Origin of the sequence: Methyloversatilis universalis FAM5, from assembly GCF_000214035.2 — a bacterium.
GTDB lineage: Bacteria > Pseudomonadota > Gammaproteobacteria > Burkholderiales > Rhodocyclaceae > Methyloversatilis > Methyloversatilis universalis.
This window is the reverse complement of record NZ_AFHG01000057.1, coordinates 151,966-170,272: the sequence shown is the minus strand read 5'-3', so window position 1 is coordinate 170,272 and position 18,307 is coordinate 151,966. Positions and strand designations below refer to the sequence as shown.

Genomic DNA, 18,307 nt, shown 5'->3' with positions numbered 1-18,307 from the left:
CTATCCCCAATACAAAAATTCGTTTGCGCGATCAGACTGCCGCGGCGCCGCCGACGATCTCGGACAGTTCCTTGGTAATCGCCGCCTGGCGGGTCTTGTTATAGACCAGCTGCAGTTCGCCGATGACATTGCCTGCGTTGTCGGACGCGGCCTTCATCGCCACCATACGTGCGCTCTGTTCGGACGCCATGTTTTCGGCGACCGACTGATACACCAGCGCTTCAACGTAACGAACGAGCAGCTCGTCGATCACCACCTGCGGGTCCGGCTCGTACAGGTAATCCCAGGTGCCTTCCGGCGTGCCCAGACGATCACCCGTGAGCGGCAGCAGTTGCTCGAGCACCGGCTCCTGCTTCATCGTGTTGATGAAGCGGGTGAAGGAGAGGTAAACCGCGTCGAGTTCGCCGGCCTGGAAGGCGTCGATCATGACCTTGACCGGCCCGATCAACTTCTCCAGATGCGGCGTATCGCCCAGCTGCGTCACCTGCGACACCACCTTGGCGCCCATGCGCTGCATGAAGCCCAGACCCTTGTTGCCGATGGCGGCAACGCGGATTTCGGTGGCGCCCTTGCCTTCCCACTCCTTCATCGTGTTCAGCGCCAGACGCAGCACGTTGGTGTTCATGCCGCCGCACAGACCCTTGTCCGTGGTGACGACGATGATGCCGACGCGCTTGATCTGACCGACGGTCGCGAGGAACGGGTGCTTGTAGTCGCTGATCGTGGCGGCAGACAGGTTGGCAGCAAGACGGCGGATCGTGTCGGCGTAGGGCCGGGCGGCCCGCATCCTGTCCTGCGCCTTGCGCATCTTGGATGCAGCCACCATCTCCATCGCCTTGGTGATCTTCTTCGTGTTTTGCACGCTCTTGATCTTGGAACGGATCTCTTTTCCGCTGGCCATGGTTATCTCCTGTCCGCGCGCTTACGCCCAGCTCTTCTTGAACTCGGCCACCGCGGCAGCGAGCGTCTTTTCCGATTCACCGTCGAGGTCCTTGGAGGACTCGATCTTGTTCATCAGATCGGAATACTTCTGCTGCAGGAACTGGTGCAGGGCCGATTCAAAAGCGAGCACGCGGGACACTTCGACGTCGTCGAAGTAGCCGTTGTTCGCGGCGTACAGCGAAATACCCATCTGGGCGACCGACAGCGGCGAGTACTGCGGCTGCTTCATCAGTTCGGTCACGCGGCGGCCACGCTCGAGCTGCTTGCGGGTCGCTTCGTCCAGGTCAGAGGCGAACTGCGCGAACGCAGCCAGCTCACGGTACTGGGCCAGGGCCAGACGGACACCGCCGCCCAGCTTCTTGATGATCTTGGTCTGGGCCGCACCACCGACGCGGGACACCGACACACCGGCGTTGATAGCCGGGCGGATGCCTGCGTTGAACAGGTCGGTTTCCAGGAAGATCTGGCCGTCGGTAATCGAGATCACGTTCGTCGGAACGAAGGCGGACACGTCGCCAGCCTGGGTTTCGATGATCGGGAGCGCGGTCAGCGAACCGGTCTTGCCCTTGACTTCACCGTTGGTGAACTTCTCGACGTAGTCGGGGTTCACGCGGGCGGCGCGCTCGAGCAGGCGGCTGTGCAGGTAGAACACGTCACCCGGGTAGGCTTCGCGGCCCGGCGGACGGCGCAGCAGCAGCGAAATCTGACGGTAGGCCACGGCCTGCTTTGACAGATCGTCATAGACGATCAGCGCGTCTTCACCGCGATCGCGGAAGTATTCGCCCATCGTGCAACCGGCGTACGGTGCCAGGAACTGCATGGCGGCCGAGTCAGAGGCGGTGGCGGCGACGACGATGGTGTATTCCATCGCGCCGTACTCTTCCAGCTTGCGCACCACGTTGGCGATGGTCGAGGCCTTCTGGCCCACCGCAACGTAGATGCAGGTCATGTTCTGACCCTTCTGGTTGATGATGGCGTCGACGGCGACCGCGGTCTTGCCGGTCTGACGGTCACCGATGATCAGCTCGCGCTGGCCACGGCCGACCGGCACCATCGAGTCGATCGACTTCAGGCCGGTCTGCACCGGCTGCGAAACCGACTGACGTGCGATCACGCCCGGAGCCACCTTTTCAACCTTGTCGGTCAGCTTGGCGTTGATCGGGCCCTTGCCGTCGATCGGCTGACCCAGCGCGTTCACGACGCGACCGATCAGCTCGGGGCCGACCGGCACTTCGAGAATGCGGCCGGTGCACTTGACGGTCTGGCCTTCGGAAATGTGTTCATAGTCACCCAGAACCACGGCGCCGACGGAGTCGCGCTCGAGGTTCAGCGCCAGACCGAACGTGTTGCCTTCGAATTCCAGCATTTCACCCTGCTGGACGTCGTCCAGGCCGTGCACGCGCACGATGCCGTCAGTCACCGAAACCACGGTGCCTTCGGTACGCGACTGCGCCGACAGCTGCAGGTTCTGGATCCGGCTCTTGATCAGGTCGCTGATTTCAGACGGATTGAGGTTCATCAAAAAACTCCTAGTTCTTTAGCGCAGTGGCCATGGCGGCGAGCTTGCCGCGGACCGAGGCGTCGATCACTTCGTCACCGACCGCAACTTTCACACCGCCGATCAGCTCGGGATCCAGCGACACACGGGCTTCGAGACGACGGCCGAAGCGCGGCTCGAGGTCGGCCAGCAGGCGCGACACCGTGGCGTCGTCCATCGGGAAGGCCGAGCTGATGTGGGCGACGGCGCTGCTTTCATGCTCGTTCTTCAGCTCGACGAACAGCTCGGCGATCTCGGGCAGTACGCCCAGACGGCCGTTCTGCGCCAGCACGCGCGCAAAGCTGCGATGCTCGTCGGCGATCTCGCCGGGCACTGCGGTGAGGAAGAGGAAACCACGGTCGGTCGAGGTGCGGGTCGGGTCGGCCAGCAGCTGCTTGACCTCCGGCTCGCTGGCAGCGGCGGCCATCAGGCCGAGGGCGTCAGCCCAGGCTGCCAGCGCGCCGCCTTCCTTGGCCAGCTGGAACGCGGCTTCGGCGTAGGGTCGCGCGATGGTGACGTTCTCTGCCATGGTGTCAGCTCAGTTCCTGCTTCAGGTTTGCGAGCAGATCGGCGTGGACTTGGGCATTGATCTCGCGACGCAGGATGCGCTCTGCGCCTGCGACAGCCAGCTGGGCAACCTGGTCACGCAGGGCATCCTTCGCCTTCTGCGCAGCCGCAGCTGCTTCGTTGGTCGCCGCCTCGCGGGCCGCTGCGACGATGCGGTTCGCTTCAGCGCGCGCATCCTCGACCAGCTTCGCAGCCTGCTTCTCGGCACCGGAACGGAGTTCAGCCGCGGATTCGCGCGCAGCGCGCAGCTCCTCGACCGACTTCTTCTCGGCATTCGCCAGATCCGCCTTTGCCTTGTCCGCAGCCGCCAGCCCGTCAGCGATCTTCTTCGCGCGCTCGTCGAGAGCCTTGACGATCGGCGGCCACACGAAACTCTTCGTGAACCACACAAACGTCAGGAACACGACGATCTGGATGATGAGCGTTGCGTTCAAATTCACGGCAACTTTCCCTTCATTAAATCGGTGTTGGGGAGGAAAGCCGTTCTTACTTCAGGAAGGTCGAGGTGGCGAACCAGAGGGCGATACCGGTACCGATAATGAAAGCGGCGTCGATCAGGCCGGCCAGCAGGAACATCTTGACCTGCAGCGCGTTCATCAGCTCCGGCTGGCGGGCCGAGGCTTCGAGGTACTTACCGCCCATCAGTGCGATACCGATACATGCACCGATAGCACCCAGACCGATGATCAGACCGCAGGCGAGGGCGACGAGACCGAACACTTGTTCCATGACAGCAACTCCTTAGATTTAGAAAAGAAACGAAAACAACAAAACCGACTGCAAAAAAACCGGGGAAACGTCTTCTTAGTGGCCTTCGTGCGCCTGGCCGATGTACACCAGCGTCAGCATCATGAAGATGAATGCCTGCAGCGCGACCACGAGAATGTGGAACACCGCCCACGCGAAGCCTGCAACGATGTGACCGAAGGCGAGCAGGAAGCTCGGCGTGTTGGCACCCGTCCAGGCGGCACCCATCAGCGCGATCAGCATGAAGATGAGTTCGCCGGCAAACATGTTGCCGAACAGACGCATGCCGTGCGACACGGTCTTGGCAAGGAATTCGATGATGTTCATCGCGAAGTTGAACGGCGCCAGGATCAGCTTGTCGCCGAACGGGGCCGAAATCAGCTCGTGCGCCCAGCCGCCCAAACCCTTGATCTTCACGTTGTAGAACAGGCACACCAGCAGCACCGCGATCGACATGCCCATGGTCGCGTTGATGTCGGCGGTCGGCACGACGCGCATGTAGGCGTGGTGCGGATCGTGACCGGCGGATGCGTAGATGCCTTCCCAGATGCGCGGCAGCAGGTCGAGCGGCAGGAAGTCCATCGCGTTCATCAGGAAGATCCAGACGAATACGATGAGTGCAAGCGGCGCCACGGTACGGCGGGATTCTTCGCTGTGGATCAGGCCCTTGGCCTGGTCAGCCACCATCTCGACCAGGATTTCCACCGCGGCCTGGAAGCGGCCGGGCACGCCGGACGTCGCCCTGGAGGCGGCACGCCACAGCACGAACAGACCGAGCGCGCCGAGCAGGATCGAGTAGAACAGGGTGTCAATATTGACCAGACCCCAGTTGATCAGATCCTTCTGCGGCTCACCCGAGTTGTTCAGGAAGGTGAGGTGGTGAGCGATGTATTCACCGGGGGTCGGGCCGTGGTGGGCCACTTCAGTCGCCAGTTCGGTTCCAGATGCCATGTCAATGTTTGAACAAAAAAGCAAAAAAACCTGCCTGCAGCGCTGCAGCCAGACCTCCCAGGAACCAGCCCCACATCAGGCCGGGCATGAGGGCGTGACCCAGCAACAGCAGCCCAATCGTCGAAACGACCTTGATCGCCTCGCCGACAAAGAATTCGACCGGGTACGACACTTTCCCGTGCGCCGCCACATGCGACAGACGCCCGAGCCGGATCGCGAACAGCAGACTCGGCAGCACATAGCTGAGGCCACCGAGCAGGGCGGACACCCCGGCGGTCGTACCGCCGACGATCAGCGCGATGCCGGTCACCACCAGCACCAGCGACAGCTGCAGCATGATTGCCTTCAGCATCCGGCCATCTCCGCAACTGTCTGACTGCGCATTCCTGCCACCCAACGTTCGCGAACGCAGGTCATCTATAAGACACAAGTGTTCGCACTGCGACGAGCCAAAACCGCACGGCATCGCGCGCAAAGTCCTCGATGATACATACGCTTACAGCCACGGTCAATAAGTTCCAGACTTTGTTCAGATTTTCCCGGTCCGGTCCTCCAGGGCGCCTCTGTCCGGCACATCGAGGCACCCGGTTTCCGTCCTCTCTCGTCCATATGGACTAGGCACACCGCACCGCCTTGACGAAGCGCCGCAATTAGTCGATATTTTTCGACATGAGAAAAGATTATGCGCAAACGATTCCGCCGGAGTGGCTCGAATATTCGGGTCTGTTCGCGGCGCTCGGTGATCCGGAACGCCAGCGCATCCTGCTCAGTTTCGAACCGGGCGAAAGCCTGAACGTGACCGAACTGACCCGCGCCTCCGCGCTGAGCCGGCCCACCGTTTCACACCACCTGAAGCTGCTGTGCGAGGCCGGCGTGCTGGAGCGCACCCGCCACGGACGCGAAATGCACTTCCGGCTGCGCGCCGATGCGTTGATCGAACGCCTGCGCACCGTCATCGACTATCTCGAGGCCCACCGGTGAGCGCCCCGCTGACGACCCAGACGCTGCACGCACTGCTGGCGCGGGCCGGCGACACGCCTTTCTACGCCATCGACCGGGCGGCCGTCGATGAGCGGATCGCCGCGCTGCGCGTACAGCTGCCAGACACCTTGCAGCTGTGCTTCGCGGTCAAGGCCAATCCGCTGCCGGCACTGCTGCAGCATCTGGCCACCCGCCTCGACGGGGCCGACATCAGTTCGGCCGGCGAGCTCGCATGTGCGCGGGCCGCCGGGTTCAGCGCCGGCCACATCGGCTTCACCGGCCCGGGCAAGCGGGACAGCGAACTGAGCGCAGCGATCGAAGCCGGCGTGCGCATCTGCGCCGAATCCACCGGCGAGATCGAACGCATCGCCGCGCACTGCGCGCGGCTCGGTCGCACCGCCCGGGTCGCACTGCGCGCCAATCCGGCGTTCGCGATCAGCGGCAGCCGGGTGCGCATGAGTGGCGACAGCTTCTTCGGCATCGCCAGCGAAGACCTGCCGGATGCGATCGCGCTGCTGCGCAGCCACGGGCTGCCGTTCGCCGGTCTGCATTATTACTGCGCGTCCCGCCTGCTGGACGCGACCGAAATCGTTGCGCTGCACGATCACTGCACCGGCGAGGCACTCGCGATCTGCGCGCGCGCCGGCGTCGCCCTGCCCTGGCTCAATCTGGGCGGCGGCTTCGGCGTCCCGGTCGCCGCCGACGAGCGTGCGCTGGATTTCGCGCCGGTCGCGGAGAACCTGCACGCGCTCGACGCGCGCCTGCGCGCCGCCCATCCGGACGCCCGGCTCGCGCTCGAACCCGGCCGCTACCTCGTCGCCGAAGCCGGTCATTACGTGTGCCGCGTGATCGACCGCAAGAGCGTGCGCGGTCGCACCTGGCTCATCGTCGATGGCGGTGCCCACCAGCATCTGCAGGCGACGCTGCAACCGGACCGGTTACAGCCGGCCAACTTCCCGATGACGCTGCACCCGCAGGCGGCCACCGACGAACGCGAAGTGGTCAGCATCGCCGGCCCGCTGTGCGCGCCCTTCGACGTGCTGGCACGCGACATCGAACTGCCGCGCGCCCGGCCGGGCGACCTGCTGGTGGTGCACTGTTCCGGTGCCTACGGCGCCAGCGCCAGCCCGGTGAATTTCCTCGGCCATCCGCCGCCGGCCGAACTTCTTTTCTGATCCACGGAGCATCCATGCGCCGCATCCTGCGTCCCCTGCTGGTCCTCGTCTGTCGTCTGCTGTTCCGCATCGAGCCGCCGGCCGCACTGCCGGTGCAGCGCGACCGGCTGCTGGTCGTCGCCAACCACGAGTCCTTTCTCGACGGTCTGCTGCTCGGTCTGTTCCTGCCCATCGATCCGGTGTTCGTGGTGCATACCGGCATCGCGCGCAATCCTTTCTTCCGCGTGCTGCTGTGCATGGTCGATTACCTCGCGGTAGACCCGACCAGCCCGATGGCGATGAAGAAGGTGATCCGCCTGCTCGAATCCGGGCGGCCGGTGGTCATCTTTCCGGAAGGGCGCATTACCACCACCGGCAGCCTGATGAAGGTGTATGACGGCCCGGCCTTCGTCGCCGCGAAGACCGGCGCCACCGTGCTGCCGGTGCGCCTGGACGGCGCCTCGCGCAGCTATTTCTCGCGCGTGTCCGGCCGCTATCCGAAATCGCTGTTTCCGCGCATCGCGCTCACCGTGCTGCCGGAAACGAACATCGTCATGCCGGACGCACCCTCCGCGAAGGAACGCCGCCGCCGCGCCGGCGAATCGATGCGCCGGCTGATGCAGGAAATGATTTTCGCGTCGCGCCCGCAGCAGACGCTGTTCGACGCGCTGTGCGACGCCGCGGAGATCCATGGCCGCAGCCGCCGCCTGATCGAGGACATGAAGCAGATCGAGTATTCCTACGGCGATCTGCTGAAGATGGCGCTGGCCCTTGGCCGCGTGGTCGCGCGCATCACGCGGCCGGACGAGCGGGTCGGCGTGCTGCTGCCCAATCTCGCACCGACGCTGGGCCTGGTGTTCGGCCTGAACGCCCACCGCCGGGTGCCGGCCATGCTGAACTACACCGCCGGTGTCGACGGCATGCAGGCCGCCTGCACCGCCGCCGAACTGCGGATCATCGTCACCTCGCGCGCCTTCGTCGAGCAGGCGAAGCTGGGCGACAAGCTGGCGGCGCTGCAGGGGGTCGAACTGCACTATCTGGAAGACCTGCGCGAAACGATTACGCTTGCCGACAAGCTGTGGCTGGTGCTGTGGGCGCTGCGCGCGCCGCGGCTCGCCGCGGAAACCGTGTCACCGGAAGCGCCGGCGGTGGTGCTGTTCACCTCGGGTTCCGAAGGCAAGCCCAAGGGCGTGGTGCTGTCGCACCGGGCACTGCTGGCCAATATCGCGCAGATCCGCGCGGTGATCGACTTTTCGGTCGACGACAAGATCCTGAACGCACTGCCGCTGTTCCACTCCTTCGGCCTGACCGCCGGCGGCCTGCTGCCGGTGCTGACCGGCGCCAATGTGTTCCTCTACCCGTCGCCGCTGCACTACCGGGTCATTCCGGAACTGGCCTACGACCGCAACTGCACGGTGCTGCTTGGCACCAGCACCTTCCTCGGCAACTACGCGAAGTTCGCCCATCCCTACGACTTCTACCGGCTGCGCTATGTCATCGCCGGCGCCGAAAAGCTGTCGGAATCGGTGCGCAGCGCCTGGTTCGAGAAGTTCGGCTTGCGCATCTTCGAAGGCTATGGCGCGACCGAAACCGCACCGGTGCTGGCGGTGAACACGCCGATGGCCTACCGCAGCGGCACCGTCGGCCAGCTGCTGCCCGGCCTGCACGCGAAGCTGATGCCGGTGGCCGGCATCGAACGCGGCGGCGTGCTGCACGTGAGCGGCCCCAATCTGATGAGCGGCTACCTGAAATGGGACCGGCCCGGCGTGCTGCAGACGCCGTCGTCGGACGCCGGCGACGGCTGGTACGACACCGGCGACGTGATCGAATTCGACGACGACGGCTTCGTGCGCATCGTCGGCCGCGTCAAGCGCTTTGCCAAGGTGGCGGGCGAAATGATTTCGCTGGAGACGGTGGAAAAGCTCGCCACCGCCGCCAGCCCCGCCGCCCAGCATGCGGCCTCGACCCAGCCCGACCCGGCGCGCGGTGAAACCATCGTGCTGTTCACCACCGACCCCGCGCTCGGCCGCGACGCGCTGCAGGCCGCGGCCCGCGAGCGTGGCGCGCCGGAAATTGCGGTACCGCGCAAGATCGTCGTGGTCGACGCCCTGCCGCTGCTGGGCACCGGCAAGACCGACTACGTCACCCTCAAGTCCATGGCGGAATCCGTCTGATATGCGCGCGCTCGACACACTGCTTACACTGGCGCTCATGACGAGCGTCGCCCACACCGCAGCCGCCGCACAGGACGCGCTGGCCGAAGGCCGGCTGGGGCTGTACGACGCACGCGAATTCCGTGCGACCACCGGCCGCTGCAGCGACTGCCCGACGCCGCCGCAGGCGCTGTGGTACTTCCAGGACGACACCATCGCGGTACCGCGCGCTGACGCCGCCGGTTTCGATCCTGCGCTGAGCGCGCAGGACGACGTGAAGCAATGGGTGATCGCGCGCGACGGCCAGCCGGACGCGCAAAAGCCGGCGCTGGTCTGGCTCGGGTCGCCGCAGCGGGCAGACGGCGCGCGGCTGGACGCCGACGGCCGCGCCCTCACCTTCGCCGACGGCCGCCGCAGCGGCTTCGCACTGGTGCCGCAGCTGCCGACCAATGTGTCGTGGTTCAACGCCGACAGCGTGCGCTGGCTGCAGGGGCAGTCGCTGTCGCTGCGCGGCAGCGCAGGCGACGACCGCTACACCGCGCGCACGATCTGGCCCTCGTCCTTCGACATCGATCTCGCGGCACTGAAGCCGCACCCGCTGCAGGCCGGCGAAACGCTGGCCACACTGGTGCGCGCCGATCAGGGCGGCGCGCAGTTGCCAGCCGCGTCCCGGCTGCTGTGGGAACGCACGCCGGGCGCCGCGGCCGCCGCGGTGGGCAAGCCGGTGCTCGCGCTGATGCTCAATGGCGCACAGGGCGACGACGACGAGGCGCACGGCGGCCATTTCGCACTGGCCACCGGCCTGATGGGCGAGCACGGTCGCTGGGGCGACTGGCTGGTCGCCAATTTCTACAACCTCGACATCCACAGCGAGAAGGGCATCGTCGCGTCGATGCTGCCGATGGACGCCTACCTCACCGACCTGAACAGCGGCCAGAGCTGGTACCGGCCTTCCTGGATGCTGGTGGCGGTGCTGCGCGACGACCGCGCACCGCGGCTGGTCGATCAGGGCCTGGCACGCGTGTTCAATCACTTCTACCGCCACGACTTCAGCTACCGCCACGCCACCGCCAACTGCGCCGGCATCAGCCTGGACACGCTGCGCGCGCTCGGCTGGGGCCTGCCGCTGCTCGGGCCCACGTCGAAGGCGAAAGCCTGGCTCGGCCTGCCCTGGATGACGCTAAAGGACATGAGCGTCGCAAGCGGTCTGCAGGCCTACGAATACATGATGGCGGAGCGCAGCGGCCTGTTCCCGTTCGCCGCCTTCAATGTCGCCGGCAGCGATCTGGTCGGCCGGCTGGCGACCGGCCACAGCGGCGACAACGGACTGGAAAAGGTGCTGGCCGACGACCTGGAGGCGCTCATCTTCGTGCGAGTGCCGCAGATTCCGTCCTCGCGCGCCTTCGGCCGCGAGCCGGTGGCCTCGTACGAGGAATACATGGCGCGGGTGCCGGCCGAGCGCAGCCAGTGGATCGTGCGACCGGCACCGCCGCGCGAGTTTCCTGAAGCACTGCGCGACCCGCAGGCGCCGAAGGAGCCGCTGCCTGGGTCGCGCCGCGCGCTCATCGTCTGGCTCGCCGGTCTCGCGGCCGTGGCCGCCTTCATCCTGTCCCGCATCCTTCGCCGCTGAGGTCCGCATGAGCAGCCAGTTCCAGCTGATGAAGGAGCGCCGCTTCCGCCCCTTCTTCTTCACCCAGTTCCTGGGCGCCTTCAATGACAACGTCTTCAAGACCGCACTGATCACGCTGGTCACCTTCCGCGCCGGCCAGCTCACCCAGCTCGATGGCGCGATGCTGGCCACGCTGCTGCCCGGCCTGTTCATCCTGCCCTTCTTCCTGTTCTCGGCCACCTGCGGCCAGCTCGCCGACAAGTACGACAAGGCCGCGGTCGCGCGCTTCGTGAAGCTGTTCGAGATCGCGGTGATGGCGCTCGCCGCCTGGGGCTTCGTCGCCCACCTGCTGTGGCCGCTGGTGACCGCGCTGTTCCTGATGGGTCTGCATTCCACGCTGTTCGGGCCGGTGAAGTACGCCTACCTGCCGCAGCACCTGCAGCCGCAGGAACTGGTCGGGGGCAACGGCATGGTGGAAATGGGCACTTTCGTCGCGATCCTGATCGGCCAGGTGCTGGGTGCCTGGCTGGTGTCGGTCACCGACAGCGGCACGCTGGTGGCCGGCGTGGTGCTGTCGCTGGCGGTGCTGGGCTGGTGGGTGAGCCGCGGCATTCCGCCCTCGCCGGCCGCCGACCCCGGACTGAAGGTGAACTGGAATCCGCTGACCGAAACCGCGCGCAACCTGCGCTTCGCCCATGGCAACCGCACGGTGTGGCTGTCGCTGCTGGGCATTTCGTGGTTCTGGTTCTACGGCGCCACGCTGCTGGCGCAGTTCCCGAATTTCGCGCGCAACGTGCTCGGTGGCGACGAATCGGTCTTCATCCTGCTGCTCACCGTGTTCTCGCTGGGCGTGGGCGTCGGCTCGCTGGCCTGCGAAAAGCTGTCGGGCGGCAAGGTGGAAATCGGCCTGGTGCCGTTCGGCGCGATCGGCCTCACGCTGTTCGGCATCGACCTCTGGCTGGCATCGCCCGACGCGCCGTCAGGCGCACTCACGCTGGCCGGCGCGCTGGCCACCCACGCACGGCTGCTGGCCGACATCGCGGCACTCGGCTTCTTCGGCGGCCTGTACATCGTGCCGCTGTACGCGCTGATCCAGACGCGCAGCGAAAAGAGCCACCAGTCGCGGGTGATCGCGGCCAACAACATCCTCAATGCCGCCTTCATGGTGGCGTCGGCCGGCGTCACCCTCGGCCTGTTCTCGCTCGGCCTGAACATTCCCGAGCTCTTCCTCGCCGCCGCGCTGTTCAATGCGGTGGTGGCGATCTACATCTACAGCCTGGTGCCGGAATTCCTGCTGCGCTTCGTGGTGTGGCTGCTCATCCACACCGTGTACCGGCTGGACGCGAAAAAGCTGGACGCCATCCCCGAGGACGGGCCGGCGGTGCTGGTGTGCAATCACGTGAGCTTCGTCGACGCGCTGGTGATCACCGCCGCCTGCCGCCGGCCGATCCGTTTCGTGATGGACCACCGCATCTTCCGCACGCCGCTGCTGGGCTGGCTGTTCCGCACCAGCCGCTGCATTCCGATCGCGCCGGCGAAGGAAGATCCGGCGCTGCTCGAACGCGCCTACGACGACATCGCCACCGCGCTCGCGGCCGGCGAACTGGTCGGCCTGTTCCCGGAAGGCCAGATCACCGACACCGGCGAACTGCTGCCCTTCCGCGCCGGCATCCGCCGCATCGTCGACCGCTCGCCGGTGCCGGTGGTGCCGCTGGCGCTGCGCGGGCTGTGGGGCAGCTTCTTCTCGCGCAAGGACGGCCCGGCGATGAGCCGGCCGCTGCGTCGCGGCCTGTTCAGCCGGATCGAACTGGTGGGCGGCGACGCGGTGGCCCCGGACTCCGCCACGCCGGAAGCGCTGCACGCCACGGTCGCCGCGCTGCGCGGAGACCGCCGGTGACCCACCGCAGGCACCACCCGGCTGCATCGCCGGCCGCCCCTCCGTCAGACGCACGCTCCGAAAGAAGAGGTTTCCCATGCTGACCGCCATTCTTGCCCTGCTCGGCCTGATCGCCGGCAGCGCTCACGGAGCCGGCGAAGCGCTGGCCGGCGCCGTGGCCGGTCTGGTGGCCGGACTGTGGATCGCCGCCCGTGAGCGCGCGCGGCAGCAGGCGGTACAGCAGGCGCTGGACGACCTCGACCGCAAGACGCGCTGGCTGTACGACGAGCTAAAGACACGGTCGGCGGCGCCGCCCGCCGCAACCGGGGCCAACACGAGCTCCGAGGCGCACGTCGCTGCACCCGTGACAGCGCCACCGGTCACGCCCGCACCGCCGCAGGCGCCCGCTGCCGCGATCAGCGCCCAGGCCGCGCCGCTCGACGCGCTGTACGCCGAGGGCGTACGCCTGAACCGCAGCTCGGAAGCCACCGCCCCGGCCGCCGACCCCGACCTGGCCGCGGAACAGGCCGAGCCCGCCGGGCCGTCGCTGTGGTCACGCTTGCTGGGCAGCAATCCGCTGGCGCGCATCGGCGTCATCGTGCTGTTCTTCGGCGTCGCGTCGGCGCTGCGACTGGCCGCCCAGGCCGGCTGGCTGCCGCCGGAACTGAGGCTGGCGGCAGCGGTGGCGACCGGTCTGGCGCTGATCGCCTTTGGCCTGCGCATGCCGGGCGAAGGGCCGCGCCGCATGTTCGCGCTGGCGATACAGGGCGGCGGCTTCGCTCTGCTCTATCTGGCGGTGTATTTCGCGCTGGCGCGCTACGGCTTCATCGGGCCGGCACCGGCCTTCCTGCTGTTCGCCGTGCTGGGCGTGGCCTGCGCGGTGTGCGCGGCGCGGCAGGCGTCGCAGGTGCTGGCGCTGCTCGGCCTGTCCGGCGCCTTCGTCGCGCCGATGCTGGCGTCGTCCGGCAGCGGCCAGTACGTGGTGCTGTTCAGCTACTACCTGCTGCTCGACGCCTTCATCATCGCGCTGAGCTGGCAGCGCGCCTGGCGGGCGCTCATTTTCGCCGGCTTCCTGTTCACTTTCGCCATCGGCGCGGGCTGGGGTCTGCGCAGCTATGTGCCGGCCGACTACCTGACGGTGCAGGCCTTCCTGATCGCCTTCTTCGTGCTGTTCACCGCCACCCACGTGGCGCAGACCGTGCTGCGCGCGCCGGGCGCCGCCGGCTGGCAGTCGGGCAGCCTGCTGTTCGGGCCGCCGCTGGCCGCCGGCATGCTGCAGTCGGCGCTGGTCCAGCCCTTTGAATATGGCGCGGCGATCAGCGCCGCGCTGGCGGGCCTGTACTACCTCGGCCTGGCCGGCCTGCTGCGTGCCCGGGCGCCGGACGAAACGCTCACCTTCCGCGCCCACGCCGGCATCGGTGCGGCGCTGCTCACGCTCGCGGTGCCGCTGGCCTGCGACCTGCAGATGACCGCCGCCCTCTACGCGGTCGAAGGCGCGGCGGCGCTGTGGTACGGCTGCGAGCGCGGCTCACGGCTCACGCTGTGGTCGGGCGCGCTGCTGCAGCTACTGGCCGGCCTGTGGCTGATCGCCGCGCTCGACGGCCTCACGGTGCTCTGGCCGATGGCCAATGGCCGCACGCTGGGCTGCCTGCTGCTGGCCGGCGCCGCACTCGCGTCGGTACGGGTGCTGCGCATCCGCGGCGCCGGCGGCGAACGCCTGCCCGACCTGTTCACGCTGTGGCTGGCCGGCTGGTGGCTGTTCGGCGGTCTGTCCGACATCGACGATTTCGTGCCGCAGGCGCTGCAGCCGGCGGTCGCGCTGCTGTTCGGCATCGCCAGCGCCGCCTTCGCCGAACGGCAGGGCCGCGAACGCGATTTCACGACCGCCCGTGCGCTGGCGGCGCTCACCCTGCCTATCCTGTGGGCCGGCAGTCTGCTCGCCTGGGACAGGCAGGGCCATCTGCTGGCCGGCGCAATGGCGCTCGCGTTGCCGCTGGCCTGGGCCACCCACCTGTGGGTACTGCGCCGGCAGGACGAGGACGGCTGCGCACTGCTGAACACGCCGCGCCACATCGCCGGCGCGTGGACGCTGCTGATGTCGGCCGGCATCGAGGCCGGTGGCTGGCTCGAACTGTGGCAGCCCGGTCAGGACCTGTGGCGCTGGCTGGCCTGGATTGCGGTCTGGGGGCTGGCGGCCCGCACGGTGCAGGCCGCGCTCTCCGCCAGCGACGCAGACGAGCGCTGGCCCTGGGCGGTCGCGCCCGACGCCTGGCGGCAGGCGCTGCTGCGGCCGGTCGGCCTGCTGTTGCTGCTGACCGTTGTGGCGCTGCAGTTCGCGCACGACGGCAGTTCCGCCCTGCCCTATCTGCCGCTGGCCTCGGCGCTGGACATCGCCAGCGTCGCGGCGCTGGGGTGGCTGGCGCGCAGCCGCCTGCTGCCGGGGCCGGCCGTGGGCGCCGCCGGCCTGCTGTGGGTGTCCGCGCTGGCCGCACGCGGCGTGCACCACCTCGCCGGGGTGGCGTGGTCGGCCGCCGCCATGTTCCAATCCACCCTGCTGCAGGCCACGCTGTCGCTGACCTGGACGGTGAGCGCGCTCGCGCTGATGGTGTGGGCCACCCGGCGCGGCGCACGCACGCTGTGGTTCGCCGGCTTCGCGCTGCTGGCGGCGGTCGGCGCCAAGATGCTCATGGTGGATCTGGCCGGTGCCGGCACCGCCGAATGGACCGGCTCGCTGCTGGGCATCGGCGTGCTCATCCTTGCCGCCAGCTACCTGGCTCCGGTGCCACCCGGCACTTCATCCGAGAACGAGGACACCCGATGAAAACTCCGACCTTTGCGGTGCTGCTGGCGCTGGCCGGCGCCGCGCACGCGGCCGACATCAAGCCCGGCCTGTGGGAATTCCGCTCGCAGATGAACATGCCGGGCCAGCCGGACATGGCCGCCCAGATGGCCCGCATGCAGGAAGAGATGAAGAAGCTGCCGCCGGAGACCCGCCGCATGATGGAACAGCAGATGGCGGCGCGCGGTGTGGCCCCCGGCGACGGCGGCGCGATCAAGGTATGCATCTCGCCGGAGGACGCCAAGCGCACCGACCTCTACACCCGCCGGCGCGACGGCAACTGCCGCTATACCGACGTGAGCCAGACCGCGAACTCGGTGAAGGGCAAGGTGGTCTGTACCGATCCGAAGGCCAGCGGCGACTTCGAGGCCCAGATCGAAAGTCCGACCCGCTTCCGCACGAAAATGAACATGCAGTCGGCCCAGGGGTCGATGAAATCGGATACCGACGCCCGCTGGCTGGCCGCCGACTGCGGTAATCTGCGCCCCGCGGGCCAGTGACCCACCGCCGGACCGCGCGCGCACCACGACCGAACCCACGCTGAACAGGAATGAAGGATTCACTGCGGCGGGCGCCTCCGGCGCCGGCACACGGACAGGACGACCGTCCGCAGACGCCTGAACAGCCCATGCACAGCCAGCACCCCGAACACCCGCGCAACCGCCGTCGCAGCGACAGTCTGGCGCCCTTTTCGCTGAGCGTCGAACGTTCGGTGCTGGGCGACACCAGCCTGCATTTCCGGGTGCGCCCCAGCGGCCTGATCGCGCTGGTGCTGGCGCTGCTGCTGCACATCGGCGCAGTGTGGTGGGTGATGCGGCCGAAGGCCGAGCCGGAACAGCCGCTGGGCGCCAACCAGCCGATCAGCGTGCGCATGATCACGCCGGACGCCCCGCGCAAGTCGGCTGCCGAACCGCCGCCGTCCGCGGCCCCCACGCCGCCTGCCCCCCGCCCGAAGAAGCAGCCGCCGCAGAAGAAGCGTGACGCCAAGCGTACGCCGCCCCGCCCGGCCGAACCCGAACAGCCCCGGGTGGCCCGGGTGCCGGTACCTGAACCGGCGCCGCCGCCGCCCCCGCCCAAGGCGGCCCCGACGCCTGACGCGCCCACCGACATGGCCTCCTTCGTCGCCGCCCAGCGCGAGAAGCGCCGGCTCGCCGAAGAGGCGGCTGCGGCCGAGAACGCCGCCGCCCGCGGCCGCGAGCGCGGCCCGTCGGCGGACGACGTCGCGGCCGCCAACATCAAGCGCAATCTGCAGCAGCCGGGCACCAACGGAGTGTTCCAGATCACCCGCAAAGGTGTGCGTGAAGCGGCCTTCATGTTCCGCGGCTGGACCACAGACGCTGGCAACGCGCGCCGCGAGTTCATCGAGGTGGACGCCGGCGTGGGCGGAGACATCGAGCGCGCGGTCGTACGGAAGATGATCGAACTGATACGCCGCTATTACAGCGGCAATTTCAACTGGGAATCGCTGCGCCTGGGCCGCACCGTGGTGCTGTCGGCCCGGCCGGAACACCAGCAGGAACTGGAGGAATTCCTGATCAAGGAGTTCTTCCGGGTCGGGGCCAACTACCCGCCCTAGGCGGCGCCCGCGGCGGGGTTCGTCATGCCGGCAGCGGCGCGCCTGCCCGCACCACCACGGTGTCGGCCAGGCGATCCCCCAGCCGGCGCCGGCTGCTGCCCAGCGCGAACACGATGTCGATGACGCCGAGTACCAGCAGCGTCGCGTTGCGCAGGAAAGAGCGTCCCCACGAGCAGGCTTCGCGGCTCCCGGCATGCAGCACCGCAATGTCCATCACCCGCTTGCCGATGCTCTGGCCACCGGGCAGACCGTCCGACAGCAGCATGTAGAGCAGCCAGGCCAGCACGCTGAAAGATTCACTCAGACCGAACGCACGTGCGATCAGAAGGACGACAACGGCGCCCAGCAGCGCAATCGCGCTGTCGATGATCTGCGCCAGCAGGCGCCGGCTGATCGACGCAGGCGGCAGATCGCCGGGGACGGATGCAAGCGGTGCATTCATGACAGGACGCTCCGGTGAAGTGGAGCGCACATTATGACCAAAGCATAATGAACCTCCCCCTTCGTTGCCGCACCGCAGCGTGGTCATCCGCGCAGCTGCGCCGATAATCCCTGGCGCACAACCGAGGAAGCCACGATGCCGCGCCACCCCGCCCAGCCGGACGACGAAGACGACGACCTGACGAACTGCGTGCCCTTCAGCGGGCTGGCACGCTATGAGCGGCAGATGCCCATCCACCAGATTTCCTACTATCTGTGCGGCGAAATCCGCGAGCCGCACCACTACACCGATCTGTTCTACACGCTGCGCACGGCCAGCGAGACCGACATGATCTATCTGCACCTGAATTCGCCCGGCGGCGAATTCGACACCGGGCTGCAGATCATCAACAACATCCGCGCCTCGGAGGCGCACGTGGTCACCGTGCTCGAAGCGCGCGCCTTCTCGATGGCCGCCTTCATCTTCCTCAGCGGCGACGAACTGGTGGTGCATGACAACTGCCAGCTCATGTTCCACACCTATTCCGGCAGCCTGGACGGCCGCGGCAGCGAACAGCAGGCGCAGGTGGCGGCGGTGAGCAGCTGGTTCGAGAAAATGATGACCCGGCTGTGCTCGCCCTTCCTCAGCGACAGCGAAATCGGCCGCATCCTGAAGGGCAGCGATGTGTGGATGGATTCTGACGGCGTGCGCCAGCGGCTGATGCGCATGCAGCGCGCGCAGACACAGGCCGGGCGGCGCAGGGTGACGAAGAAGGACTGATCGGCGGCCCGAGCGCATACCGCTGCCCCCCGGCAAGGTGCCTGCGGATGAGTCCTCGCCTCAATGCAGGTCCGGCGACGAATCAGGAGAGACTCGATGGGCCGGTTTCGGTCTGCGTGTTCTGCAAGGGTCCGTCGCGAGAAGGCGACGAAGCGGCTGCTATGATTCAGCGCG

Annotated in this window: 17 protein-coding genes; 9 read left to right on the top strand and 8 right to left on the bottom strand. The window is 67.5% G+C overall.

Features of this window, described 5'->3' with window-relative positions:
• Positions 1–31: 31 nt before the first annotated feature.
• The 7 genes from atpG to METUNV1_RS16410 form a co-directional block, all read right to left on the bottom strand.
• On the bottom strand, positions 32–901 hold the full coding sequence (atpG, locus tag METUNV1_RS16440) for a F0F1 ATP synthase subunit gamma (RefSeq protein WP_008063739.1): 870 nt from the start codon (positions 899–901) through the stop codon (positions 32–34).
• A gap of 21 nt (positions 902–922) precedes the next feature.
• Positions 923–2,461 (bottom strand): F0F1 ATP synthase subunit alpha, encoded by a 1,539-nt coding sequence (gene atpA / locus METUNV1_RS16435; protein ID WP_008063738.1) that lies wholly within the window; start codon positions 2,459–2,461, stop codon positions 923–925.
• A 10-nt stretch (positions 2,462–2,471) separates the two neighbouring features.
• Positions 2,472–3,008: a F0F1 ATP synthase subunit delta gene (locus tag METUNV1_RS16430; protein WP_008063735.1), complete on the bottom strand. Its 537-nt coding sequence runs from the start codon at positions 3,006–3,008 to the stop codon at positions 2,472–2,474.
• Positions 3,009–3,012: 4 nt separating this feature from the next.
• Entirely contained in the window at positions 3,013–3,486 is a 474-nt protein-coding gene (locus tag METUNV1_RS16425) for a F0F1 ATP synthase subunit B (protein WP_043360168.1), read from the bottom strand.
• A gap of 46 nt (positions 3,487–3,532) precedes the next feature.
• Positions 3,533–3,775, bottom strand: a complete 243-nt coding sequence (gene atpE / locus METUNV1_RS16420; RefSeq protein WP_008063733.1) for a F0F1 ATP synthase subunit C — start codon at positions 3,773–3,775, stop codon at positions 3,533–3,535.
• 75 nt (positions 3,776–3,850) lie between these two features.
• Positions 3,851–4,744 carry a F0F1 ATP synthase subunit A gene (gene atpB, locus METUNV1_RS16415; protein WP_043360166.1) on the bottom strand — a complete coding sequence of 298 codons (894 nt, stop codon included), beginning with the start codon at positions 4,742–4,744 and terminating at the stop codon, positions 3,851–3,853.
• Between the two features lies 1 nt (position 4,745).
• A complete protein-coding gene (locus METUNV1_RS16410) occupies positions 4,746–5,096 on the bottom strand; it encodes an ATP synthase subunit I (RefSeq protein WP_008063731.1) in 351 nt (116 codons plus the stop codon).
• Positions 5,097–5,413: 317 nt separating this feature from the next.
• On the opposite strand from METUNV1_RS16410, the gene METUNV1_RS16405 reads away from it, so the two are divergent.
• The 8 genes from METUNV1_RS16405 to METUNV1_RS16370 all read left to right on the top strand — a co-directional run bounded on the left by METUNV1_RS16405 (position 5,414) and on the right by METUNV1_RS16370 (position 16,932).
• Positions 5,414–5,725, top strand: a complete 312-nt coding sequence (locus tag METUNV1_RS16405) for an ArsR/SmtB family transcription factor (RefSeq protein ID WP_008063729.1) — start codon at positions 5,414–5,416, stop codon at positions 5,723–5,725.
• Complete coding sequence (locus METUNV1_RS16400; RefSeq protein ID WP_008063727.1) at positions 5,722–6,900, top strand: alanine racemase; 1,179 nt, start codon at positions 5,722–5,724, stop codon at positions 6,898–6,900. Before METUNV1_RS16405 ends, METUNV1_RS16400 begins: the two co-directional genes overlap by 4 nt.
• Before the next feature lie 14 nt (positions 6,901–6,914).
• Positions 6,915–9,053 (top strand): bifunctional acyl-ACP--phospholipid O-acyltransferase/long-chain-fatty-acid--ACP ligase, encoded by a 2,139-nt coding sequence (gene aas / locus METUNV1_RS16395; protein WP_008063726.1) that lies wholly within the window; start codon positions 6,915–6,917, stop codon positions 9,051–9,053.
• A gap of 1 nt (position 9,054) precedes the next feature.
• Entirely contained in the window at positions 9,055–10,662 is a 1,608-nt protein-coding gene (locus tag METUNV1_RS16390; RefSeq protein ID WP_008063723.1) for a hypothetical protein, read from the top strand.
• Between the two features lie 7 nt (positions 10,663–10,669).
• A complete protein-coding gene (locus tag METUNV1_RS16385) occupies positions 10,670–12,538 on the top strand; it encodes an MFS transporter (protein ID WP_008063721.1) in 1,869 nt (622 codons plus the stop codon).
• 76 nt (positions 12,539–12,614) lie between these two features.
• On the top strand, positions 12,615–15,338 hold the full coding sequence (locus METUNV1_RS16380; protein WP_008063719.1) for a DUF2339 domain-containing protein: 2,724 nt from the start codon (positions 12,615–12,617) through the stop codon (positions 15,336–15,338).
• Positions 15,335–15,856 (top strand): DUF3617 domain-containing protein, encoded by a 522-nt coding sequence (locus METUNV1_RS16375; protein WP_008063716.1) that lies wholly within the window; start codon positions 15,335–15,337, stop codon positions 15,854–15,856. Before METUNV1_RS16380 ends, METUNV1_RS16375 begins: the two co-directional genes overlap by 4 nt.
• Positions 15,857–15,984: 128 nt before the next feature.
• Positions 15,985–16,932, top strand: a complete 948-nt coding sequence (locus METUNV1_RS16370; RefSeq protein ID WP_008063708.1) for a hypothetical protein — start codon at positions 15,985–15,987, stop codon at positions 16,930–16,932.
• 22 nt (positions 16,933–16,954) lie between these two features.
• On the opposite strand, the gene METUNV1_RS16365 is transcribed toward METUNV1_RS16370, so the two are convergent.
• Complete coding sequence (locus METUNV1_RS16365) at positions 16,955–17,374, bottom strand: RDD family protein (RefSeq protein ID WP_008063707.1); 420 nt, start codon at positions 17,372–17,374, stop codon at positions 16,955–16,957.
• Positions 17,375–17,509: 135 nt separating this feature from the next.
• Here METUNV1_RS16365 and METUNV1_RS16360 point away from each other — a divergent pair, with 135 nt between their 5' ends.
• Positions 17,510–18,133: a Clp protease ClpP gene (locus METUNV1_RS16360; protein ID WP_008063706.1), complete on the top strand. Its 624-nt coding sequence runs from the start codon at positions 17,510–17,512 to the stop codon at positions 18,131–18,133.
• Positions 18,134–18,307: the final 174 nt, after the last annotated feature.